The 23,178-nt window shown below is 32.7% G+C and carries 23 protein-coding genes; 2 read left to right on the plus strand and 21 right to left on the minus strand.

Annotation, left to right across the window (positions count from 1 at the left end; genetic code table 11):
* Nucleotides 1-126 precede the first annotated feature (126 nt).
* Genes dnaG through ccpN form a run of 3 tightly spaced genes read right to left on the minus strand, consistent with a single transcriptional unit; the run spans nucleotide 127 to nucleotide 3,439 of the window.
* A complete protein-coding gene (gene dnaG, locus BJS11_RS00250; protein ID WP_069995971.1) occupies nucleotides 127-1,911 on the minus strand; it encodes a DNA primase in 1,785 nt (594 codons plus the stop codon).
* Between the two features lie 46 nt (nucleotides 1,912-1,957).
* Nucleotides 1,958-2,779, minus strand: coding sequence for a pyruvate, water dikinase regulatory protein (locus tag BJS11_RS00255; protein WP_069995970.1), 822 nt, complete (start codon nucleotides 2,777-2,779; stop codon nucleotides 1,958-1,960).
* A 15-nt stretch (nucleotides 2,780-2,794) separates the two neighbouring features.
* A complete protein-coding gene (ccpN, locus tag BJS11_RS00260) occupies nucleotides 2,795-3,439 on the minus strand; it encodes a transcriptional regulator CcpN (RefSeq protein WP_081333118.1) in 645 nt (214 codons plus the stop codon).
* Between the two features lie 323 nt (nucleotides 3,440-3,762).
* Between ccpN and BJS11_RS00265 the strand changes: the two genes are divergently transcribed.
* Entirely contained in the window at nucleotides 3,763-5,154 is a 1,392-nt protein-coding gene (locus BJS11_RS00265) for a glycine--tRNA ligase (RefSeq protein WP_069995969.1), read from the plus strand.
* Nucleotides 5,155-5,335: 181 nt separating this feature from the next.
* Here BJS11_RS00265 and recO read toward each other — a convergent pair whose 3' ends face one another.
* The 18 genes from recO to lepA form a co-directional block, all read right to left on the minus strand.
* On the minus strand, nucleotides 5,336-6,094 hold the full coding sequence (recO, locus tag BJS11_RS00270) for a DNA repair protein RecO (protein ID WP_069995968.1): 759 nt from the start codon (nucleotides 6,092-6,094) through the stop codon (nucleotides 5,336-5,338).
* A 21-nt stretch (nucleotides 6,095-6,115) separates the two neighbouring features.
* The gene (gene era / locus BJS11_RS00275; protein WP_069995967.1) at nucleotides 6,116-7,015 is read right to left on the minus strand and encodes a GTPase Era; all 900 of its coding nucleotides are present in this window, start codon (nucleotides 7,013-7,015) and stop codon (nucleotides 6,116-6,118) included.
* A complete protein-coding gene (cdd, locus tag BJS11_RS00280) occupies nucleotides 7,015-7,419 on the minus strand; it encodes a cytidine deaminase (protein WP_069995966.1) in 405 nt (134 codons plus the stop codon). The genes era and cdd overlap by 1 nt, the downstream gene beginning before the upstream one ends.
* 102 nt (nucleotides 7,420-7,521) lie before the next feature.
* On the minus strand, nucleotides 7,522-7,860 hold the full coding sequence (locus BJS11_RS00285; protein ID WP_069995965.1) for a diacylglycerol kinase family protein: 339 nt from the start codon (nucleotides 7,858-7,860) through the stop codon (nucleotides 7,522-7,524).
* Between the two features lie 8 nt (nucleotides 7,861-7,868).
* Nucleotides 7,869-8,330, minus strand: a complete 462-nt coding sequence (gene ybeY, locus BJS11_RS00290; RefSeq protein WP_069995964.1) for an rRNA maturation RNase YbeY — start codon at nucleotides 8,328-8,330, stop codon at nucleotides 7,869-7,871.
* Nucleotides 8,331-9,278 (minus strand): PhoH family protein, encoded by a 948-nt coding sequence (locus BJS11_RS00295; RefSeq protein ID WP_069995963.1) that lies wholly within the window; start codon nucleotides 9,276-9,278, stop codon nucleotides 8,331-8,333. It abuts the gene before it with no gap.
* Between the two features lie 345 nt (nucleotides 9,279-9,623).
* A complete protein-coding gene (locus tag BJS11_RS00300) occupies nucleotides 9,624-10,301 on the minus strand; it encodes a hypothetical protein (protein ID WP_069995962.1) in 678 nt (225 codons plus the stop codon).
* A gap of 14 nt (nucleotides 10,302-10,315) precedes the next feature.
* Nucleotides 10,316-11,299 (minus strand): flotillin-like protein FloA, encoded by a 984-nt coding sequence (floA, locus tag BJS11_RS00305; protein WP_069995960.1) that lies wholly within the window; start codon nucleotides 11,297-11,299, stop codon nucleotides 10,316-10,318.
* Between the two features lie 12 nt (nucleotides 11,300-11,311).
* Nucleotides 11,312-11,995, minus strand: a complete 684-nt coding sequence (locus BJS11_RS00310) for an NfeD family protein (protein WP_374699937.1) — start codon at nucleotides 11,993-11,995, stop codon at nucleotides 11,312-11,314.
* 314 nt (nucleotides 11,996-12,309) lie between these two features.
* Nucleotides 12,310-12,486, minus strand: coding sequence for a 30S ribosomal protein S21 (gene rpsU, locus BJS11_RS00315; protein ID WP_002483157.1), 177 nt, complete (start codon nucleotides 12,484-12,486; stop codon nucleotides 12,310-12,312).
* Nucleotides 12,487-12,633: 147 nt separating this feature from the next.
* Nucleotides 12,634-13,389, minus strand: coding sequence for a 16S rRNA (uracil(1498)-N(3))-methyltransferase (locus BJS11_RS00320; protein ID WP_069995956.1), 756 nt, complete (start codon nucleotides 13,387-13,389; stop codon nucleotides 12,634-12,636).
* Between the two features lies 1 nt (nucleotide 13,390).
* On the minus strand, nucleotides 13,391-14,329 hold the full coding sequence (gene prmA / locus BJS11_RS00325) for a 50S ribosomal protein L11 methyltransferase (RefSeq protein WP_069995954.1): 939 nt from the start codon (nucleotides 14,327-14,329) through the stop codon (nucleotides 13,391-13,393).
* Nucleotides 14,330-14,332: 3 nt separating this feature from the next.
* Nucleotides 14,333-15,469, minus strand: coding sequence for a molecular chaperone DnaJ (dnaJ, locus tag BJS11_RS00330; RefSeq protein ID WP_069995952.1), 1,137 nt, complete (start codon nucleotides 15,467-15,469; stop codon nucleotides 14,333-14,335).
* Nucleotides 15,470-15,614: 145 nt separating this feature from the next.
* Nucleotides 15,615-17,453: a molecular chaperone DnaK gene (gene dnaK / locus BJS11_RS00335; RefSeq protein WP_069995950.1), complete on the minus strand. Its 1,839-nt coding sequence runs from the start codon at nucleotides 17,451-17,453 to the stop codon at nucleotides 15,615-15,617.
* A 54-nt stretch (nucleotides 17,454-17,507) separates the two neighbouring features.
* Entirely contained in the window at nucleotides 17,508-18,128 is a 621-nt protein-coding gene (gene grpE, locus BJS11_RS00340) for a nucleotide exchange factor GrpE (RefSeq protein ID WP_069995948.1), read from the minus strand.
* A 26-nt stretch (nucleotides 18,129-18,154) separates the two neighbouring features.
* Nucleotides 18,155-19,135 carry a heat-inducible transcriptional repressor HrcA gene (hrcA, locus tag BJS11_RS00345; protein ID WP_069995946.1) on the minus strand — a complete coding sequence of 327 codons (981 nt, stop codon included), beginning with the start codon at nucleotides 19,133-19,135 and terminating at the stop codon, nucleotides 18,155-18,157.
* Between the two features lie 99 nt (nucleotides 19,136-19,234).
* On the minus strand, nucleotides 19,235-20,359 hold the full coding sequence (gene hemW / locus BJS11_RS00350; RefSeq protein WP_069995944.1) for a radical SAM family heme chaperone HemW: 1,125 nt from the start codon (nucleotides 20,357-20,359) through the stop codon (nucleotides 19,235-19,237).
* A gap of 343 nt (nucleotides 20,360-20,702) precedes the next feature.
* A complete protein-coding gene (lepA, locus tag BJS11_RS00355) occupies nucleotides 20,703-22,526 on the minus strand; it encodes a translation elongation factor 4 (protein WP_069995942.1) in 1,824 nt (607 codons plus the stop codon).
* Nucleotides 22,527-22,846: 320 nt separating this feature from the next.
* Between lepA and rpsT the strand changes: the two genes are divergently transcribed.
* Complete coding sequence (rpsT, locus tag BJS11_RS00360; RefSeq protein WP_069995941.1) at nucleotides 22,847-23,098, plus strand: 30S ribosomal protein S20; 252 nt, start codon at nucleotides 22,847-22,849, stop codon at nucleotides 23,096-23,098.
* The last annotated feature ends 80 nt before the right edge of the window (nucleotides 23,099-23,178 follow it).

Genomic DNA, 23,178 nt, shown 5'->3' on the forward strand with positions numbered 1-23,178 from the left:
GGCCTCCCGAATATAATATCAACTTGATATCAAAATATTTTATAGATAAAATTAGTGAAATCTACTCAAAATATTTACATTTATACATTTTAGCAATCCTATAACTATACAGTTAAATTTTAAACTTCAATTCATTCTATTTTTATTGTGATTTACAATTTTTTCTAAATAATATTTTTGCAGTTCTAGATCACCTAGTCTAGATGCTTCGCGCAACTTGTGATTAAGTGATTCAATCGTTTCTTCATTTCTATTAGCAATTACCGTGTTAATATAGTCATCCATCTCATATTCATAAGGTTCTTCATTTATCATATAGTTATCTAATGATATAAATGCTTCTTTAATCTCATTGGAATCAATGTACTGTAACACATCGCTAATTAAAAACATATCATTTTCAGAGTAAAACTCGTGTAAAACATTAAATATACGCTTAAAATATTGATTTGTAAAGTCTTCTGGTTGAAGTAATTTGTGATAATTTAAGAATACGTCTTTATCATTCATAAAATGTTTTAATAATGCGCGTTCCGCTTTTTCTTTTTTACTCAAATGGTTAAACTGAGGCACAGATGGCGTTTGATAATTTTGCGTTTGATAAAAGTCTTGTTGTTGTCCTACTTCATTATTTAGACTATCCATGCTAACTTTAAACAATTCCGATACTTCTTGCAATATCTTTTTACGTAAAATTGATGATTTCATATAGGATATATCATTTGTAATTTCATTCAAGTAACGTTCGTATGCTAAATCATTATTTTCTATCTCATCTTGGTGGGTATGTACTTTGTATATAATAAATGATTTTTTTTCATGTTCTACAAAATAGTTAAAAGCTTCGGCACCATGTTTTCCAATATATTCATCTGGGTCCATGTCTTTTGGAAGTTGTACTACAAATACATTAAAACCCTGTTGTAAAAGTGCTTGGCCAGATTTCAATGTAGCTTCAGTACCAGCAAAGTCACCATCAAACATCAGTGTTACATTAGAAGTTAATTTTTTCATAAAAGCAATATGTTCATTTGAAATTTGTGTGCCCATACTTGCTACGACTTGTTTCAGACCCGCATGATCTGCTTTGATAACATCCATGAAACCCTCTAGTAAGATAATCTCATCATTTTTTCTAATCGCTTTTCTTGCATGATTAACATTATATAGTAATCTACGTTTTTGAAATATGGGTGTTTCAGGACTGTTCAAATATTTCGGCTCTTGATTCTTGTATGTTCTTCCAGAATATCCGACTGTTCTACCTTGAGCATTCATTAACGGAAACATTACACGATCTCTAAAACGATCATAATAACTAAAGTTTTCCTCGTTACGCGACAATAATCCAGCTTCATACGCTAATTGGATATCATACCCTTTTTTCTGTAAAAAATCATGACAAAAATGCGCATTATTAGGTGCATAACCTATCTTTCTTGCGTCAATTAAATCATCAGTAAATCCACGATCTTTTAAATAATTTAACGCGTCTTCACCTTCAACTGTTTTTTTCAAAGCATAGTGATAATATTCTTGCATCAATTCATGCATTTCTATCATTTGTAAATCTTCAGAAGCTACTTGCGTCCCCTTTTCTTGGCTATTATCGCTGTAACCTGTATCTACTTGAATATTTACACGTTCTCCAAGTTCCTTAACTGCTTCAGTAAAGGATATATCTTTAATTTCTTGTGTAAACTGAAAAACATTTCCACCTTTTTTACAACCAAAGCAATGACAAATTTGCTTATCTTCAGAAACAGTAAAAGACGGTGTTTTTTCATCATGAAAAGGACACAAACCAATATAATTGCGTCCCCTTTTTTCCAACTTCACATACTCACTTACCAAATCGAGTATATCTGTTTTATCCTTTATTTCATTTATTGTAGCTTGTTCAATCCTCAAAATTATCACCTATTAAACATTAGTCATATTATTATAGTTGCTTTTATTAATTTTTAAAACTATTTTGCTCAATAAGGCTAATAATGTCGTTTGCAGTCTCTTCGATTGCTTTGTCGGAAACATCAATAACTGGACATTTTATTTTATCTACTAATTCATGGAAATAGTTCAATTCTTCGGCAATACGTTGTTCAGTTGCATATCTTGCACTATCACCTAGCCCTAATTGTTTCAAGCGTTCCTTACGTATTTTATTAAGTTTATCTTCACTTATTTTTAAAGCAATGCATTTTGACGGGTCTATATTAAACAAATCATCCGGAGGTGTTACTTCTGGAACAATTGGAATGTTCATCACTTTATAGCTCTTATGAGCAAGATACTGAGATAAAGGAGTTTTGGATGTTCTAGAAATACCTAACAATACGATATCTGCTTTAGATAGTCCTTTTGGATCTTTGCCATCGTCGTATTTTACAGCAAATTCTATAGCGTCAATTTTTTTGAAATAAGCTTCATCTAATTGATGTACTAATCCTGGTTCAAAATATGGTTGTTCATCAATTTTATCTAATAGAATATTCATTAATGGACCCATAATGTCAACGGATTTTATTTTGAATTCTGTTAACTTAGCTTCCATGTATTTTCTGATTTCAGGTTTTACTAATGTATATACGACAATAGCATCAGTATCCTTTGCAACTGAAATAACCTCATCAACATTTTCAAGCGCTTCTATGTAGGGATATCTACTAATTTCACTGTCACATTCATTTGGGTTGAACTGTGAGATACATGCTCTTGCCACAAGCTCAGCTGTTTCGCCTACTGAGTCTGATGCGACGATTATTCTAATATTTTCCATAAAATTAATCCCATCCTATTCATTTAATAATGATACAAATATTTTTGTGATTGTCGTTTTCGATATACGTCCTTTAACTTCATATTTACCATTGTCTTTTTGTACTACAATAGGTAAAGAATCTATTTCTTTTTCTATCATGAGATTGGCAGCAATCATTACTCTTTCAGTTTCTAGAACAAAGCTTAGGTTTGGCATACGTGTCATGATAATGTTTACGGGCATTGTATGTATATCATCACCAATCATTGAGGCTCTCAACAAATCTTTACGAGAACAAACGCCAATGAAATCACCATTTTCATTGATTACAAATAGCGTACTCACATCTTCTAAAAATATTGTGCATATTGCGTCGTAAACAGACATTTCACTTTTGACTACAACAGGATGTGATGAATAGTCCTTGACGACATATTTTTTAAGTTCATCTTCTATGAGTTTGTTCTTGGGCTTTCCTGAATAGTAATAACCTACTCTAGGTCGCGCTTCTAAAATGCCAGACATCGTTAAGATTGCTAAATCTGGTCTTAATGTTGCTCTGGTTAAACTAAGGTGATCAGCTATATGCTCACCTGTAATAGGTCCATTATTTTTTACAATTTCAACAATTTGTTGTTGCCTTTTACTTAGTTCGATAACACTCACCCCTTTTTTCATTCTTCTTAATTATACATTGAATTTTAAATTGCTACAAATACATATATTTACTTGCTTATCAAGATTTAATCTATTAAAATTATATCTAAAGCGAGTTAAGGATAGTGAAAGCTTAACAGGTATGAATGGCTACAACTAAATGATTTTTAAAAGCGAGTGTACACACTAATTTGGGTGGAACCGCGGGTTAAATTCAATTCAGTAAACTAACACATATTTTTAATATGTGATTAAAAATGATTAACTCGTCCCAAGATATAGATTAAGTTTTTGGCTTTTTCTATGTCTTGGGACGTTTTTATGTTAAAAGGAGTGTATTTCAGATGGCAAAAGATATGGAAACAATTGTTTCGTTAGCGAAACATAGAGGTTTTGTATTCCCTGGTAGTGATATTTATGGTGGTTTATCAAATACGTGGGATTACGGTCCATTAGGTGTTGAATTAAAAAATAATGTTAAAAAAGCTTGGTGGCAAAAATTCATTACACAATCACCATATAATGTTGGTATTGATGCTGCTATTTTAATGAATCCTAAAACTTGGGAAGCTTCAGGTCATTTAGGTAACTTTAACGATCCAATGATCGATAATAAGGATAGTAAAATTCGTTATCGTGCTGATAAAATCATTGAAGACTATATGTTAAACGAAAAAGGTGACGAAAATTTTGTTGCTGATGGTTTAAGTTTCGATGAAATGAAACGAATTATTGATGAAGAAGGCATTGTGTGTCCTGTAAGTGGTACAGCAAATTGGACAGATATTCGTCAATTTAATTTAATGTTCAAAACTTTCCAAGGTGTTACTGAAGATTCAACAAACGAAATCTTCCTACGTCCTGAGACGGCACAAGGTATTTTTGTGAACTATAAAAATGTACAACGTACAATGCGTAAAAAATTACCTTTTGGTATTGGTCAAGTAGGTAAATCATTCCGTAACGAAATTACACCTGGTAACTTTATTTTCAGAACACGTGAATTTGAACAAATGGAATTAGAATTTTTCTGTAAACCGGGTGAAGAAATTGAATGGCAAAATTACTGGAAAACTTTTGCTAGCCAATGGCTTAAAGATTTAAATTTAAGTGAAGCTAATACGCGTTTACGTGATCATGATGATGACGAATTATCGCACTACTCTAATGCGACTACTGATATCGAGTATCGTTTCCCATTTGGTTGGGGAGAGCTTTGGGGTATTGCTAGCCGTACGGACTTTGACTTGAAAAAACATAGTGAACATTCGGGAGAAGATTTCCAATATCACGATCAAGAAACAGGAGAAAAATATATTCCATATTGTATCGAGCCTTCATTAGGTGCTGATCGTGTAACATTGGCATTCTTATGTGATGCTTATGATGAAGAAGGTGTAGAAGGAAGTAAGGATTCAAGAACAGTATTACATTTCCACCCTGCTCTAGCACCTTATAAAGCAGCCGTATTACCTCTAAGTAAAAAATTATCTGGCGATGCAATAAAAGTATTTGAAGAATTAAGTGCTGATTTCTCAATAGATTTTGATGAATCTCAATCTATTGGTAAACGCTACCGTCGTCAAGATGAAATTGGAACGCCATACTGTATCACATTTGATTTCGATTCATTGGAAGACGAAAAAGTAACTGTACGTGACAGAGATACTATGGAGCAAATCCGTATGCCAATCTCAGAATTAAAAGCATTTTTAGCTGAAAAAACTAAATTTTAATATAACACTATGACTTTTAATAGTCATTGAATCTATGTCCATCAATCTTGTCATATCTAAACGACAATTTGATGGGCATTTTCTATTTTTGTATATATATAATACATTCGTCGTAATTTTGATTTGAATTAATTAAAAAACAGACCTAACGAAATTTTCGAAAGGTCTGAAAAATAATTAATTATGACAAATTATCTAAACGATGCAATTGATTGATTAACTTCTGACTTTTAAAATACATACCTGCATATTCTTTATAGAGCAATATCACAAGCTGAGACATTTCATCCACAATTTCTGCATGAATACTTAACGAGCTCATTTGGCTAATAGGTAATTTTTGAAGAATATCAAGTAAATACAATGTTTTATTGGATAATATCAGGGCATGTGGATCTTGATAGCTGACGTTTTGCGAAATAGCACCGTCAAATTTAAAGCTGTAGCCTATAAGTTTAGATTGATCATTATCATCTGTAATAACACATTTATCAAAAATAGCGTTAAATCCAAATCGAGTCATACATTTTAGCAAAACAACTACAGACATCAATTGCGCAGATATTCCATTTTTGATTTTGTCTAAAACAAAATGTAATAATTCATAACTATATTGTGACACTTCATTTGATTCTAATGAGCGATCAATTGTTTCTGCGCAGAGACTAGCAAAACTGCTTTCGTAAATATCTAAACGCAGATGATAATGTTGATCTATGACATCAACAGAACTGAGCGTCCCCATACCTTTCCATTTAGAATAAATAAACAAGCCATACACAAATAATTGTGTATTAGCTTGCAATCCACTCTTACTCTTTTTAGCTTTTCTCACCATAAGTGGCACTTTCGCACCAAATTCGTTAAGTATCGTAATAATTTTATCGGATTCGCCATAATCAACAGTTTTAATAATAATACCTTTTTGTTTGATTAACATACGAACACACCGACTTTCAAATTAATCTTGATCTTCCAAATAACCCATTTGACGAATGAAATTAACTTTATTACGCCAATCTTTTTGTACTTTCACCCAAAGTTCTAGATAAACTTTCGAGCCAAGTAATCTTTCAATATCTTGGCGCGCGCGCTTTCCGACTTCTTTAAGTTTTTTACCACCTTTTCCTATAACAATACCTTTTTGAGAATCTCTTTCTACATAAATAGTAGCCTCAATTCTCACTCTATCTTCATCCTCTTTAATCATACGATCAACATTGACACCTATAGCATGTGGTATTTCTTCGCTAGTTAAATGGAGTATTTTTTCTCGGATAAGTTCACCAACGACAAATTGTTCAGGATGATCAGAGATTTGATCATCTGGGTAGTATTTAGGACCTTCAGGCAAATAAGACTTGATTACATTAATAAAATGATCAACATTAAGTCCCTCAAGCGCAGAAATTGGAACAATTTCAGTGAAATCCATATATTTTTTATATTTTTCTATTCTTGGCATTAATTGATCAGGATGTACTAAATCTATTTTGTTTAGCACTAAGAATACTGGTGTTTTAATAGTCTTGAGCATATCCATAATATACTCATCACCTCTACCGATGTCTTCATTGACATTAACCATAAACATGATTGCGTCGATTTCAGACAGTGTATTGGTAGCAACACGCATCATATAGTCCCCTAATTTATGTTTAGGTTTATGTATCCCAGGTGTATCTAAAAATATGATTTGAGCATCTTCTTGTGTCATTACACCTTGTATCTTATTTCTTGTAGTTTGAGCTTTATCAGACATGATTGCAATTTTATGTCCGATAACACGGTTAACAAATGTTGATTTCCCTACATTTGGTCGACCGATAATTGATATAAAACCTGATTTGTGTTCATTCATTAATTTAAATCCTTTCCAGAAAATCCTAAAGGTAATAAGTCGTTGACCGTTGAAGCAATCATTTCTCCATCTTGATTCGTCATATAGACAGGCATATCATCATCACATAATTCTTTCATAACTTGTCTACATGCACCACAGGGTGATGATGGTTTATCGGCATCTACAGTTACTGTAATTGATTCAAAGTCTCCTGGACGATAACCATCAGCAATTGCTGCAACTAGACTAGATCTTTCAGCACATATAGCCATTGGATATGCCGCATTTTCTACATTTCCACCATAATAGCTCTTCCCATCTTTAGTTCTTAAATATGCACCAACTTTGAAATTACTATATGGTGCATAAGCATTTGCTTGTGCTTTTCTTACTTCTGTAAAATAATGCGGTTGATAAGCCATTATTTAATCTCTCCTATTCAACATAAAATGTTGGTATTTTTAAACTTTTATATAATTATATCTGTCTCTTCTAGTATAAACAATTTCCATAAAAATACACTACTATTTAAAAATATAGGGACAAAATATAATAATTCCAATGATAAAAGCTACAATTGAAACTAAGCAAACACTAAATGCTGCAATATCTTTAGCATTTTTAGCTAATATATGATAATCCGATGTTACTAAGTCAACCACCAACTCAACTGCAGTGTTAATAGCTTCAAAAGCAAGAACTAGACCAATTGCAAAAATGATGAAAAACCATTCTGTTATTGTAATATTAAATATAAAACCACAAAACATTACAATTATAGCAATTATGAGATGTAATAAGAATTTATGGTCTTTCTTTAGTAACGTAAGTATGCCTTGCAATGCATATTTAAATCGATTCATAATTGCCTCTAATCTCTAGATAAGCCATAAGCATCAAGTATTTGATCTTGTCTACTAAACATTTGTTTCTCGTCATGTTCGTTCATATGGTCATAACCTAGTAGATGTAAAAAGCCATGCAACGCCAAAAAGCCAAGTTCTCTTTCAAAGGAATGACCATAAGTTTCAGCTTGTTCTTGGGCCACATCAGTACATATTATAATATCACCTAATACTCTAGGCATATCTAATCCACTAATTTCTGGTTCATCTTCTTCTAAGGCAAAAGAAATAACATCTGTAACTTTATCCTTATCTCTGTACATTTTATTAATCTCTTGAATTTCATTTTTATCAACAAACGTGACTGATAATTCAGCTTCTTCATTGATTTCTTCTTGTTCTTTGGCAAAAGTTAAAAGTTTATCAATTTGAGTAAACCAATCGTCTTTAACTAAATCTGTATGATCACTAAAGTCTATTGTAAACATTTATTCTTCTCCTTCATACCGATCAATAATTTTCCCAACTAAAGGATGACGGACAACATCAGTCTGATCTAAATAATGAATGCTAATTCCCTTAACATTTTCAAGCTTTTTAATAGCTTCTTTTAAACCACTTTTAACGCCTTTTGGTAAGTCAATTTGTGTTTTATCGCCTGTTACAATCATTTTAGAACCAAATCCTAATCTAGTTAGGAACATTTTCATTTGGGCATGTGTAGTATTTTGTGCTTCATCTAATATTACAAATGCATCATCTAGTGTTCTACCTCTCATATATGCCAGAGGTGCTACTTCAATGATTCCTCTTTCAATAAATCGTTCGGTTTGTTCTCTACCTAACACAGTGTTCAATCCATCATATAGAGGTCTCAAATATGGATCAACTTTTTCCTTCAAGTCCCCAGGCAAGAATCCAAGTGACTCTCCTGCTTCTACAGCTGGTCTTGTAAGTACAATACGTTTAACGGTACCTTTACGTAATTGTTTAGCCGCATATACAACAGCTAAAAATGTTTTCCCAGTTCCCGCTGGTCCAACTCCAAAGACTAAATCATTGTGATGCATTGCGTTAACATACAGACGTTGCCCCATTGTTTTAGCACGTATTGTTTTACCAAATGCATCTTTAGTTATTTCATCTTCATATAAATCTAATAAGTATTGAATCGTACCATTTTGAGCCATCTTCACTGCTGCTTCAACATCTTTTATAGATATCGTCACACCTTGTTGGATCACTTTTAATAAATTAATAAGTACTAATTCTGCTTTTTCTACATGCTCAACTTGCTCTCCCTTTACAGCAATTTCTTGACCTCGAGCATGTACAATGACATCAAATCCTTCCTCAATTGATTTAAGGTGTTCATCATTATTACCAATGAGTGCTTGTGCTTCATTGATGTCACTTATTTGAATAATTCCAGGCATATAGTTGCTCCTTTACAAATATATTCGTTTCTATTATTTTATCCTATTAGATTTTAAGATACAAAAATATTAATTTCTAGTATATCATTTGTATAATTCAATTATTATTACAATATGATTATAACTATTGCTATTACAACATTATTATATCATGAATAAGCAAGTTATTATTTTAAAGTGAATTGAAATGCACATGATTTCATTAATTTTAACAGAAGATTAACAATCCATCTAATTGGAAATGAAATTATTAAGTTGTGGAGTAAAAATACAACTCAAATTGCGGTATACTGTAAAACAAAAACGCCTTATGAAATCTTTATTGTAATTTCATAAGGCGATAAATTATAATTTTTTAGGTCTTTCTAAAACCTCTGACCAAATAATACCATTAACAAATTCATCATCAGCAAATCTGAATTGATCTCCAGTAGACGTACTTTGAATCGAGTGCGCATTCATAAGCTGTTTTAAACGATAACGCTTCGTTCTTTCTGATAAATATTTATCTGCGATAATTGCACGTGCTTTGCGTTCTGTTCTTTGAAGTTTTTTCTCATTTTCACGATCAATTTCGCTACGAACATCTTGCATTTGTCCCATAAGATCAGCTTCAAGTTCTTTTTGAAGTTGATGGTCTTTTGCTTGTTGGGAGCGTTTAGCTTTTTCGGCTTCTGTTTCATTATCCGTTCTCATTGTTCTAGATGACTGATCTGAAGTAGGTGTTTCCATTTTTTCAGCACGTGTTTCTACTGGTTGACTTTGTATTTCTTTAGGATATGATGTTGGACGTGTCTCTTTTGGTTGAGACATTGGATCTTCATTCAACTGTTTCTCAATTTCTTTGAATGTTTTACCTAATTCATCAAAAAAGCCACGTTTTTCAGGTTGCTCTGAATTAGATTTTGGTTGGTTATTATTTGGTGGTTTTTGGTTCTGTCTACCTTTATGGCTATTATCATTAATAGCACCTATTATTGTTACAATCACAGATATTATGAAGATAATAATACCTATACTCATTTAATCACCCCTAATTATTTATCCGGTGATTCATCATCTTCTTGATTTGTTCGTTTGTTTATTGAATTTCTCATGCCTGTGTCTGCTTCAACGTTTTTTAAATTATAGTAGTCTTTGACTCCTAAATTACCTGAACGCAATGCTTCAGCCATAGCTAATGGAACTTCAGCTTCTGCTTCCACTACTTTAGAGCGCATTTCTTGTACTTTGGCTTTCATTTCTTGTTCTTGGGCAACAGCCATCGCACGGCGTTCTTCAGCTTTAGCTTGAGCAATATTCTTATCAGCCAACGCTTGTTCAGTTTGTAAATCTGCACCAATGTTTTTACTAATGTCCACATCAGCAATATCAATTGATAAAATTTCAAATGCAGTACCAGAATCCAATCCTTTACTTAAAACGGTCTTAGAAATGTTGTCAGGATTTTCTAATACTTGTGTGTGGTGTTCACTAGAACCGATAGTAGAAACAATACCTTCACCAACACGTGCGATAATTGTTTCTTCGCCAGCACCACCGACTAAACGTGCGATATTGGCACGAACAGTGATACGTGCTTTTGCTTTTACTTCAATACCATTCATTGCTACACCAGCGATAAAAGGTGTTTCAATTACTTTAGGGTTAACTGACATTTGGACTGCTTCTAAAACGTCACGTCCAGCTAAATCAATTGCTGCACCACGTTCGAATGGTAAGTTAATATCTGCTCTTTGTGCTGCGATATTTGCATCAACAACACGGTCAACATTACCACCAGCTAAATAGTGTGATTCAAGTTGATTTGTAGTTAAATGTAAACCAGCTTTGTGAGCTTTAATTAATGGTGAAATTACTTTACGTGGAGAAACTCTACGTAATCTCATACCTACTAATGTTCCGATGCTAACTTTTACGCCAGCAGCAATTGCAGAAATCCACAATCCAACTGGAACAAATGAAAATAGTAATAATAATGCTATTACTACAATTGCTACGATAATAATTAATCCAATCATACTTTCTCTCCTTTATGATTCGTTTTCTCTAACAACAACTCTAGTACCTTCTACCTCTAATATAGTTACCTGTTTATTTCTTAAAATAAACGAACCATCTGATACAGCATCGATACGTTCATTGTTGAAAGTAATGATTCCTGCTGGTCTTAAATCTGTTGATGTAGTTGCAGTTTGACCAACTAAATGAGAGCGATCTTCATGTGAAGTATAGCCTGCTTCTGCATTTGTAGAATCTTTCAATACAACTTTATCTAAAAATGGAATCTTACGTTTAAAAATCTTCACAAGTATCACCCATTCAATAATTGATAATATTAGTGCCACGACAACATTAGCAATCATATAAACTAAATTGTCTCCTAAAGTAATAATACTGAAAACGATAAGTGCCATCCCTATAATTCCTATGATTGCACCTACAACAAATAATTCAATTATAACTAATATGACACCTACTCCAAATAATACAATGGAATATAAATTGACATCTCCTTTTACAAAGAAACCTAAAAAGAATATCAATAGCGCCAATGTTGCAATTATTCCGACAGCATTAATTTTATTTGAATATAGTTGAAATAGAAATCCAAGAAAAATAATACATGTCAAAATCAAAGCACCAATAGGACTAACGATAATACTTGCAATATGATCAACCCAGTTTCCATTCTCAACAAAATTGAGTGAAAAAATTGTATGTAAACTACTCGAAGGAATCACTCTATCACCTCGCTCTCAATTTGATTATACATGAAATTAATACGTGATTATAGCGTTTTCACTCTGAAATATCATTATTTTTAAAATATTTTATTGCAAGTAACCATAATTTAAATTTGCAATTATCTAGACTAGTATAGTTGTAATTTGAATAATAAATTTCACTAGTTCGATAAACATTTTAGTAAATAGTGAATAAAAAAATAATAGTCTCAGTTGTCATCACAACTAAGACTATTATGGTTTATAATTAATGTTGGTGTTGAGGGAGTCAACGAAACAATTAATTATTTGAATTTACGTTTACGCGCAGCTTCTGATTTCTTTTTACGTTTAACGCTTGGTTTTTCGTAAAATTCACGCTTGCGTACTTCTTGAATTGTACCGCTTTTAGAAACTGTACGTTTGAAACGACGTAACGCATCTTCAAGTGATTCGTTCTTTTTGACTACTGTTTTAGACATGTGTATTTCCCTCCCTCCAAATATCAACGAAACTTTATTATCAATACATGGTTTTAACCATGTATAACATAGTATAATATATCTGATTAATGTGGTCAATTACTAAAATCCAGATTTTTAATTTTACCGATTAACTAGAATAGTAATTTACTTGGTTTGTAAGTCATGTTCGTAACTTATTGCACTAAGCGCATACAATGGAGCCGTTTCTGCTCTTAAAATCCTCGCCCCTAGTCCAATTTGCTCACTCATGGATTCAGTCAAAGTGATTTCATTTTCAGATAATCCACCTTCTGGACCAAAAATGATAAGAATACGGTCATTTTTTTTAAAGTTTTGAACTAAAGTTTTAAAGTTGCTTGTTTCCCCATTTTTTGCCGCATCTTCATAAGCAATCAATATATAATCATATTGTTCTGAATCATATAGCACTTCTTTTATAGATGGTTGATATGACACAGTGGGAATTACTAATCTATAGCTTTGTTCTGCTGCCTCTTTTATAATTTTTTTCCAACGTTCTATTTTTTTAGACAGCTTGCTCTCATTTAACTTAACGACAGAGCGATCCATACCGACAGCAATAAATGCACTTGCACCTAATTCGGTGGACTTCTGTAACATCCATTCATATTTATCAGCCTTAATAAGACCACTACAAATCGTAATGTGTTGTGGTAATTCTGTATCTATATTAATCGAATCCCCTAAAGACAATTCAATATCATTATGATTTATACTTTGAATTGAACACTCGTATACAGACTGATTTGAAAAATTGATGATAATTTTATCGCCAACTTGATAACGCATAACATTAGTAATATGATGTATATCACCTTGATCAGTAATCGAAAATGGTTGGTTAGCATCAGCTGTTTGATCAATAAAATACCTTTGCATATTAACCACTCACTTTCTTGCCAACAATACACACCCAACTATTGTCATGATTAATAGAAACAATTTCAAAACCAATTTGCTTCATTTGTTTAACGATTGCTTCATGTTTTTCCTCAATGATACCTGATGTTATAAAATATCCACCTTCATTGAGTGTGCTAAAGGCATCTTCTATCATTTCTTCAATGATATGCGCTAAGATATTCGCAATAACTACGTCGAATTTTTCAGTTTCTTCTTGTAATAGATTTCCTGGAACTGCTTCGATAGCTTGTTCGCAATGATTTTTTTGAAAATTTTCTTTGGCAACTCTAACTGCCATTTCATCTACATCTAAAGCTTTGATTCGTTCAACGCCTAATAAATGTGCAGCTATACTTAATATACCTGAACCTGTACCTACATCAATTACCGAATGACTTGGTTGTACGTATTTCTCAATTGCTTTAAGACACATACTTGTAGTTGGATGATCTCCTGTACCAAATGCCATTCCTGGATCTAATTCAATACACATTTCATCTGCATCTGTTTGTTGGTATGTTTCCCAACTAGGCACAATCGTGAATTTTTCAGAAGCACGGAAAGGGTGGAAATAATTTTTCCATTCATTTTCCCAATCTTGTTCACGTATAGTTTGTTCTTCAAAACTAAACAAAGATAAATCTAACGATTGAACATCTTTTATAGCATTAACTAAATCTTGTTTGAAGGCTGCAGTATATTTAATATCATTAAAGTACGCTTTAATCCTTATACCTTGTGTTGGATAATCAGCAGATTTCAATGCATAAATTTCCCCGAATTTATCTTCGAATGCATTGGTTAAATCATGAGAATCCTCTAATACAACGCCATTCGAACCAAAATCCTCAAGTATATTAGAGATAATTGGTGATGCTTCATGATTGGTAATAATTGATACTTCGGTCCAGTTCATATATTATTCTCCTTTAAAGAATCTTTTCGCTTTATCTCTAAAATTTGAAGGCTGCTCTGATAATTCCTGTCCATCTATTTTTGCGAATTCTCTTAGCAATTCTTTTTGACGTTCAGTAACCTTAGTCGGTGTAACAACATTAATATTTACAAATAAGTCGCCATAACCATAACCATGAACATTTTTGATACCTTTTTCTTTTAGGCGGAATTGTTTATCTGTTTGTGTACCAGCAGGAATAGTTAGCATAACACTCCCTTTTAATGTAGGCACTTTAACTTCATCACCTAAAGTAGCTTGAGCAATACTAATATCTAATGAATAGTATATGTCGTCGCCATCTCTTTCAAATTTTTCGGACGGTTTAACTCTAAACACAATATATAAGTCACCTTGAGGTCCACCGTTTTCGCCAGGTGCACCTTCACCAGCTAATCTAATTTGTTGCTCATTGTCTACACCCTCAGGTACCGTCACACTAATTTTAACATTTTTATTCTCTGTTCCTTTACCATGACATGTTGGACAAGGTTCTTCAAATTCTTGGCCAGAACCGCTACATACAGGACAAACTTTTTCAGTTCTAACTCTTCCAAGTATTGTATTTTGTTCCACAGAAACGTGACCAGAGCCATTACAGTAATGACATGTTTTTTTCTTTGTACCAGGCTTAGCACCTTCACCATCACAAGTATGACAACTTACATCTTTACGTATGGATATCTCTTTTTCAGTACCGAAAACAGCTTCATCAAATGTAACTGTCATAGTATATTGTAAGTCATCGCCTTTTCTCGGCGCATTTGGATCACGTTGTTGTCTGCCGCCTCCGAAGAATGAACTGAAAATGTCTTCGAAGCCGCCGCCACCGAATCCACTAAAGTCTTGCCCACCAAATCCTTGGCCACCAAAACCGCCTTGTGGTCCATCATGGCCGAATTGGTCATAATTTGCACGCTTATTTTCATCACTTAATACTTCATATGCTTCTGAGATTTCTTTAAACTTCTCATCAGCACCTTCTTCTTTATTTATATCTGGATGATATTTTTTTGATAATTTACGGTATGCCTTTTTGATTTCTTCTTTAGATGCACCTTTACTAACACCTAAGACTTCATAGTAATCTCTTTTGGCCACTGTTATCACTCCTTTTACAGATTTGTTGAAACTATATTAAAAAGGAAAAAGTCAAAGCCAATGTTCAATTGACTTTGACTTAATTTGGCTAAGCAATTGTGTCATATATTTCTATTAATAACAATTATTTAGTCGCTGACTGCACTTATTTTTGATTGTCTTGGTTGTCATCATCGTTAACTTCTTTAAAATCAGCATCTTCAACATTGCTATCTTGTGATGCATTTTCACCTTGAGCTTGTTGTTGTGCTTGTGCAGCTTGTTCATATACTTTTGCTGATAATTCTTGAACTACTTTTTCTAGTTCTTCTTTTTTAGCTTTAATGTCATCTAAGTCTTCACCTTCAAGTGCAGATTTCAATGCATCTTTTTTGTCTTCAGCATTTTTCTTATCTTCTTCGCTAACATTTTCACCTAAATCAGTGATTGTTTTTTCTACTTGGAATACTAAGCTATCTGCGTCGTTTCTTAAATCACTTTCTTCGCGGCGTTTTTTATCTGCTTCAGCATTTTCTTCAGCGTCTTTAACCATACGATCAATTTCATCGTCTGAAAGTGCAGAGCTTGATTGAATTGTAATGTTTTGCTCTTTATTTGTACCTAAATCTTTAGCTGTTACGTTTACAATACCGTTTTTATCGATATCAAATGTAACTTCGATTTGTGGTACACCACGAGGCGCAGCAGGAATATCAGTTAATTGGAATCTACCAAGTGTTTTGTTATCTGATGCCATTGGACGTTCACCTTGTAATACATGGATGTCTACGGCAGGTTGATTGTCAGCTGCTGTTGAATACACTTGAGATTTAGATGTTGGAATAGTAGTATTTCTTTCAATAAGTGTGTTCATACGTCCACCCATGATTTCAATACCTAATGATAATGGTGTTACGTCTAATAATACTACATCTTTAACATCTCCAGTGATAACGCCACCTTGAATTGCAGCACCCATTGCTACAACTTCATCTGGGTTCACACCTTTATGAGGATCTTTTCCAACTTCTTTTTTAACTGCATCTTGTACTGCAGGGATTCTTGTAGAACCACCTACTAAGATAACTTCATCGATGTCAGAGCTTGATAAACCAGCATCTTTCATTGCTTGACGCGTAGGTTCCATAGTTCTTCTAATTAATGAATCTGCTAATTCTTCAAATTTAGAACGAGTTAATGTAAGTTCTAAATGTAATGGACCGCTCTCTCCAGCAGAGATGAATGGTAATGAAATTTGAGTTTGTGACACACCAGATAAATCTTTTTTAGCTTTTTCAGCAGCGTCTTTTAGACGTTGTAAAGCCATTTTATCTTGTGATAAATCTACGCCATTTTCTTTTTTGAATTCTGAAACTAAGTGGTCAATAATTACTTGGTCAAAGTCATCCCCACCAAGTTTGTTGTCACCTGCTGTTGAAAGTACTTCGAATACACCGTCACCTAATTCAAGGATTGATACGTCAAAAGTACCGCCACCTAAGTCAAATACTAATACTTTTTGATCTTGTTCAGTTTTATCTAAACCGTATGCTAATGCTGCAGCAGTTGGTTCATTGATAATACGTTCAACTTCTAAACCAGCAATCTTACCAGCATCTTTTGTTGCTTGACGCTCACTATCATTGAAGTATGCAGGAACAGTAATAACTGCTTTATCTACACTTTCACCTAAATAGTCTTCTGCTGTATTTTTAAGGTTTTGTAAAACCATCGCTGAAATTTCTTGTGGTGTATATGATTTACCTTCAACGTCTACTTTATAATCAGTACCCATATGACGTTTGATTGATTGAATAGTATTTGGATTAGTAATTGCTTGACGTTTTGCTACTTCACCAACTTGTGTTTCGCCATTTTTGAATGCCACTACAGATGGTGTAGTTCTAGCACCTTCAGCATTTTGAATTACTTTTGGCTCATCGCCTTCTAAAATTGCAATACATGAATTTGTTGTTCCTAAGTCAATACCTATTACTTTACTCATAAATAAATTCCTCCTGATTTGATTTCATTTTTGGTATTTTCATCAAAATGAATATTATTGATTTACTTTAACCATTGAAGGTCTTAATACACGTTCTTTCAATTTATATCCACTTTGTAATTCTTGAGTAATTTGCCCTGATTCGTAATCTGGATTATCATCTTGAACTACTGCTTGATGGACATTTGGATCGAACTGTTGACCTTCAGTTTCAATTTTTTCCAAACCATTGTTTTTTAATGCATTTAATAGACTTTCGTGAACCATTTCTACGCCCTTTTTAAGGGATTTAAATTGTTCATCTTCACCATCTATTTGTAAAGCACGTTCAATATTATCAATGGTTGGAAGTATATCATTCAATACATCTTGTGATTTATATGCTTTCATCGTTTGATTTTCTTTTTGAATTCTACGTTTATAATTCTCAAATTCAGCATACAATCTTAAATATTTTTCTTCATTTTCTTGTACATCTTTTTTCAATTGTTGGATTTCTTCATCTTTAGAATCTGCATTTTCTTCGACATTTTGTGAATCGTCTTCTTGCAGATTGTCTTGCGATGTTTCATTGGTTGCATCAGTATTTTCTACGGATGAATCTTGAGTTGATTTTGTGTTTACTTCTTCATTTGATTCATCTTGATTGAAAACTGATTCATCTTTTTCTGTCATTGTCTGCCCTCCAATACCATATTTGATTACCAAATCGTGTTTAGTAATCGTATGACATTCTGATAATTCATTGCTGTTGGTCCGATAACTGCAATTTGACCTTTTAACCTATCATCAATGTGATATTCACTTGTGACAATAGATATATCACTTAAGCTTGATTCAATTTCATTTCCAATTTTAACGTTAATAGCTGAGTTGGACATCTCATCAAGCAAATCAGTGATTTTATTGGATTCTATATATTGTAGAATCGGTTGAATAGATGATACGTTAGATTCGTTTAACGCATCTATGAGTTTAACCTTTCCGCCCATATAAATGCCATTACTTTGATTATCAAAATGAACATCAATCGTATTCAACATATCTTTAATAAAGTCTTTTTCGATATTTGACTTTACAAAAGTGTTTAATTCATTTTCAAAATGATGGTTATTCCATTCATTATATTTAGTTGAAACAAAATTTGATATCTTTGTTAGTTCATCATTAGATAATGGAACTTGCGTCGCCAAATGTAAATGTTCAACATGACCAGATGTAAAAACAACCACCATAATAACCAAATAAGCATTTGCTCTAATCAAATGAATGTGATTAATTATATCTTTTTTATGATTTGGACGCATAACCAACGTTGTATATTGTGATGCAACTGAAAGTTCATTTGCAAAGTCACTCAATGTAGTGGAAATGTCATAATGATTTTCAATCAGTAAATCTTTTAAACGTTGGATTTTTGTTTGTTGTTGATGAGATGTTTCTTGTAATAATTGATCCACATAATATCTGATACCTGATTCAGATGGAGAACGCCCTGATGATGTATGTGTTTTTTCTATTAGCTTGAGATCTTCTAATTGTTTCATCTCGTTTCTAATAGTAGCAGGGCTAACATTTAACTTGTGTCTTTCAATTAGTGTTTTAGAACCAATTGGCTGACCCAAGTCAACATAATCTTCAACAATTGCATTTAAAATGCTCAATTGTCTATCACTAATCATGTTTTCACCTCATTAGCACTCTTTTGTTTCAAGTGCTAATTATAATTTATCAAATTGGTCAAAGTAAGTCAATGTTAAAGCATTGGAATTTTAGAATTTTTATTCATTTAATAAAAATGCTTCAAAAATATAGTTTCCAATGACTTTTCCGCGTTCAGTCATCATCAAATATCCTTGTTGATCATTGATTAATTCACGTTGCTTTAAATCAAGAATTGTTTGACCATAAACTTCTTCTATTGATTGATTAAATTTTTCATAGAAACGCTTTTTGCTAACGCCTTGGTTCATTCTTAGACCTAAGAACATTTCTTCTTCCATTTGTTCTGATTTAGTAGGAAAAGTGGATTCTAAGATAGGTCTTTCATTATTTTGAATCTTCTTTATATAATGATTTACGGGATTTACGTTACTATAACGTTCTCCATTTACATAACCACTCGCACCTGCACCAAAACCATAATACCCTTCATTTTTCCAATACACTTTATTATGTTCTGACTCATGACCTTTTTTACCAAAATTAGAAATTTCATATTGATGTAATGAAGATTGTTTCATTCTTTCTACTAAGTATTCATACATTTCTTCACCGATATCTTCATTAGGAATCTTCAGTTTCCCTTTTTTATACATGTTATAAAATTGTGTTTTTGGCTCTAAAATAAGTCCGTAACTAGATATATGATCAATATCCATTGCTAAAGCTTTTTCTAGGCTATCTTGAAAATCATCAAGCGTTTGCGTTGGTAAATGATACATTAAGTCAAGACTAATTGATGGGATTCCCACTTTTCTTGCATTTGTCACTGCATTATATATATCAGATGTATTATGTGTTCGCCCTAAAACATCTAATAATTCAGGTTTGAACGATTGAACTCCCATGGATAATCTATTTACACCAAATTGTTTTAATAGTTGTACTTTTTCAAGGGTTAATTCATCTGGGTTGGCTTCAAAACTAAATTCCCCTGAAATATTAAATATACGTGTAATAGCAGTTAATAATTTTTCGAGTTGCTTATAAGAAAGTGCAGTTGGTGTACCACCACCTACGAAAGCTGTTTCTAAATCCCTAACTTTACTGTCTTCCATTTCTTTAATTAAGCAATCTAGATATTCATCTACTGGCTGATTATGTATAAAGTATTTATTGAAATCACAATATGTACATATTCTTACGCAAAATGGAATATGTATATAAGCGCTTTTTACTTCCATTTCTATATGTCACTTCTTTCTATTTTGAAAATTATTTAAGACAAAAACTGGAGTGACTAAGAAATCAAATTTTCTAATAAAGATTTCATAGTCACACCCCGGCAAGAATATCTAAAATTGATCAGTTTTTCTGAGCTGAAGTTCATGCATAGTCTCACTAACTTGATGAATTATGTAGTGAGACTTTACATTTTCATTTCGGTCATCTACAGACTAATAGTAAAAGAACCTGAAACATCCATTTATGTGCTAGATCTTTTGCACTCTCTATTTTTGCAGATTAAATAATAATTCAGGCTGAGACAATCCATAGTGTCTCAGCCCCATTTGTTTCGATTAATATTTAATCTTCATCCATTTTAAGTACAGCAAGGAATGCATCTTGTGGAATCTCCACGTTTCCGACAGCTTTCATCTTCGCTTTACCCGCTTTTTGTTTTTCTAATAATTTTCTCTTACGGCTTATGTCCCCACCGTAACACTTAGATAATACATTTTTACCCATTGACTTAATATTTGTTCTAGCAACAATCTTCTGACCTACTGCTGCTTGAACTGGTACTTCGAATTGTTGTCTTGGTATTAATGTTTTTAATTTTTCAACTAAAGTTTTTCCACGATCATATGCAAATTCTTTGTGCACGATAAAGCTTAATGCATCAACTTTTTCACCATTTAGTAAAATATCCATTTTCACAAGGTCACTTTCTTTATTATCAATAAATTCATAATCAAATGATGCATAACCTTTAGTGTTAGATTTTAATTGATCGAAGAAATCAAAAACAACTTCTGATAGAGGAATTTCATAAATAATATTGACACGAATATCATCCATATATTCCATATTAATAAATTGACCACGTTTACGCTGGCATAATTCCATAACTGCACCTACATAATCATTTGGTACCATCATAGTCGCACGTACAAATGGCTCATATATTGTATCTATTTTATCTCTTTCAGGCATATTTGCTGGATTATCAACTGACACTTCTTCTCCAGATTTCATAATACATTCATAAATTACTGATGGTGCTGTTGCAATTAGTTCTATTCCAAATTCACGTTCAATACGTTCTTGAATTATTTCCATATGCAACATTCCTAAAAAGCCAGTACGGTACCCGAAACCTAATGCTTGAGAAGATTCTGGTTCAAATTCTAAAGATGCATCATTTAATTGTAATTTCTCTAATGCTTCTCTTAAATCGTTATAATCTTTGTTGTCGATTGGGAATAAACCGCAGAAAACCATTGGATTCATTTTTTTATAGCCTTGAAGAGCAGCTTCTGCAGGTCTATCCGCGTGCGTTATCGTATCACCTACACGGGAATCATCAACATTCTTGATACTCGCAACTATATAACCTACATCACCAACAGTTAATTCATCTACAGCTAATTGTTTCGGTGTATTAATACCAACTTCCGTTACTTCAAATTCTTTACCTGTCGCCATCATTTTAATCTTGTCGCCTGCTTGGACTACACCTTCCATAACTCTTATAGAAGAAATAACACCTCGATAAGGATCATACTCTGAGTCGAAAATAAGTGCTTTTAGTGGCGCTTCTGGGTCACCTTCTGGTGGCGGTATAACATCCACTAATTTTTCTAAAATGTCCTCAATACCGATATTTGACTTGGCACTAGCAAGTACAACATCGTCTTGATCGATACCGATTACATCTTCTAACTCTTGTTTCACACGTTCCGGCTCAGCTGCTGGTAAATCAATTTTATTGATAACTGGTAATAATTCTAAATCATTATCTAAAGCTAAATAAACATTTGCTAATGTTTGAGCTTCAATGCCTTGTGCGGCATCTACAACAAGTATGGCTCCCTCACATGCAGCTAACGATCTAGATACTTCATATGTAAAATCGACATGACCCGGTGTATCAATTAAATGGAAAGTATATGTTTCTCCATCTTTTGCTTCGTATTTTAATCTTACTGCATTTAATTTTATAGTGATGCCTCGTTCTCGTTCTAAATCCATGGAATCTAACAGTTGTGATTGCATATCTCTTGTTTCTACTGACTTTGTATTTTCTAAGATTCTATCAGCTAACGTAGATTTTCCATGGTCTATATGTGCAATAATAGAAAAGTTTCTTATATTTTTACGTCTATTAAAACGTTCTTGTTTATCCATGTATTATCCTTCTCACTTTCATAATTCTATCCCGTTTATATGTATGACATTCTTTGATATAATAACGTTTTTGTTAGGTAATTGCAAACTTGCAAAAACATTCAACGCTACTTAAATATAATTCTGTCTGATTTGATGTAAAATTGATGTATAAAATGTTTGTGCAAATAGTCTTTCTAATAAATATTGTATCATTTATCTCTAATTTACGCGCTATACGTAAATAAATGATTGCAGAAAGTCTCTTGTTTTGATAAAATATTTCTTGTTGTAATCAAATTAACTTTGATAGCGAAGATTACTTTTAGGAGGTGACACATATGCCAAACATCAAATCTGCAATTAAACGTGTTAATACAACTCGTACTGCTGAAGAGCGTAACATTTCACAAAAAAATGAAATGCGTACAGCAGTTAAAAGAGCGAATTCAGCAATTGAATCAAATGCTGACAATAAAGCTGACTTAGTAAGCTTTGCTTTGAAAAAAGTTGATAAAGCTGCTCAAAGCAACTTAATTCACAAAAACAAAGCTGCACGTATCAAATCTTCATTAATGACTGCAGCTAAATAATTTTAAAGTTCAAGCAAATGCTTGAACTTTTTTTATACTCTTATTTAATTTACATCAAAAATTTTATATAGATTCTTGTT

It is taken from the genome of Staphylococcus caeli, from assembly GCF_900097965.1.
Classification (GTDB): Bacteria; Bacillota; Bacilli; order Staphylococcales; family Staphylococcaceae; genus Staphylococcus; species Staphylococcus caeli.

Excerpts from the sequence above, each read along its gene's own strand:
- BJS11_RS00255 (WP_069995970.1), bottom strand. The coding sequence starts at position 2,779 with ATGGAAAATATTAGAATAATCGTCGCATCAGACTCAGTAGGCGAAACA.
- ccpN (WP_081333118.1), bottom strand. The coding sequence starts at position 3,439 with ATGAAAAAAGGGGTGAGTGTTATCGAACTAAGTAAAAGGCAACAACAA.
- BJS11_RS00265 (WP_069995969.1), top strand. The coding sequence starts at position 3,763 with ATGGCAAAAGATATGGAAACAATTGTTTCGTTAGCGAAACATAGAGGT.
- recO (WP_069995968.1), bottom strand. The coding sequence starts at position 6,094 with ATGTTAATCAAACAAAAAGGTATTATTATTAAAACTGTTGATTATGGC.
- era (WP_069995967.1), bottom strand. The coding sequence starts at position 7,015 with ATGAATGAACACAAATCAGGTTTTATATCAATTATCGGTCGACCAAAT.
- cdd (WP_069995966.1), bottom strand. The coding sequence starts at position 7,419 with ATGGCTTATCAACCGCATTATTTTACAGAAGTAAGAAAAGCACAAGCA.
- BJS11_RS00285 (WP_069995965.1), bottom strand. The coding sequence starts at position 7,860 with ATGAATCGATTTAAATATGCATTGCAAGGCATACTTACGTTACTAAAG.
- ybeY (WP_069995964.1), bottom strand. The coding sequence starts at position 8,330 with ATGTTTACAATAGACTTTAGTGATCATACAGATTTAGTTAAAGACGAT.
- BJS11_RS00295 (WP_069995963.1), bottom strand. The coding sequence starts at position 9,278 with ATGCCTGGAATTATTCAAATAAGTGACATCAATGAAGCACAAGCACTC.
- BJS11_RS00300 (WP_069995962.1), bottom strand. The coding sequence starts at position 10,301 with ATGAGTATAGGTATTATTATCTTCATAATATCTGTGATTGTAACAATA.
- floA (WP_069995960.1), bottom strand. The coding sequence starts at position 11,299 with ATGATTGGATTAATTATTATCGTAGCAATTGTAGTAATAGCATTATTA.
- rpsU (WP_002483157.1), bottom strand. The coding sequence starts at position 12,486 with ATGTCTAAAACAGTAGTCAAAAAGAACGAATCACTTGAAGATGCGTTA.
- BJS11_RS00320 (WP_069995956.1), bottom strand. The coding sequence starts at position 13,389 with ATGCAAAGGTATTTTATTGATCAAACAGCTGATGCTAACCAACCATTT.
- prmA (WP_069995954.1), bottom strand. The coding sequence starts at position 14,329 with ATGAACTGGACCGAAGTATCAATTATTACCAATCATGAAGCATCACCA.
- dnaK (WP_069995950.1), bottom strand. The coding sequence starts at position 17,453 with ATGAGTAAAGTAATAGGTATTGACTTAGGAACAACAAATTCATGTATT.
- grpE (WP_069995948.1), bottom strand. The coding sequence starts at position 18,128 with ATGACAGAAAAAGATGAATCAGTTTTCAATCAAGATGAATCAAATGAA.
- hrcA (WP_069995946.1), bottom strand. The coding sequence starts at position 19,135 with ATGATTAGTGATAGACAATTGAGCATTTTAAATGCAATTGTTGAAGAT.
- hemW (WP_069995944.1), bottom strand. The coding sequence starts at position 20,359 with ATGGAAGTAAAAAGCGCTTATATACATATTCCATTTTGCGTAAGAATA.
- lepA (WP_069995942.1), bottom strand. The coding sequence starts at position 22,526 with ATGGATAAACAAGAACGTTTTAATAGACGTAAAAATATAAGAAACTTT.
- rpsT (WP_069995941.1), top strand. The coding sequence starts at position 22,847 with ATGCCAAACATCAAATCTGCAATTAAACGTGTTAATACAACTCGTACT.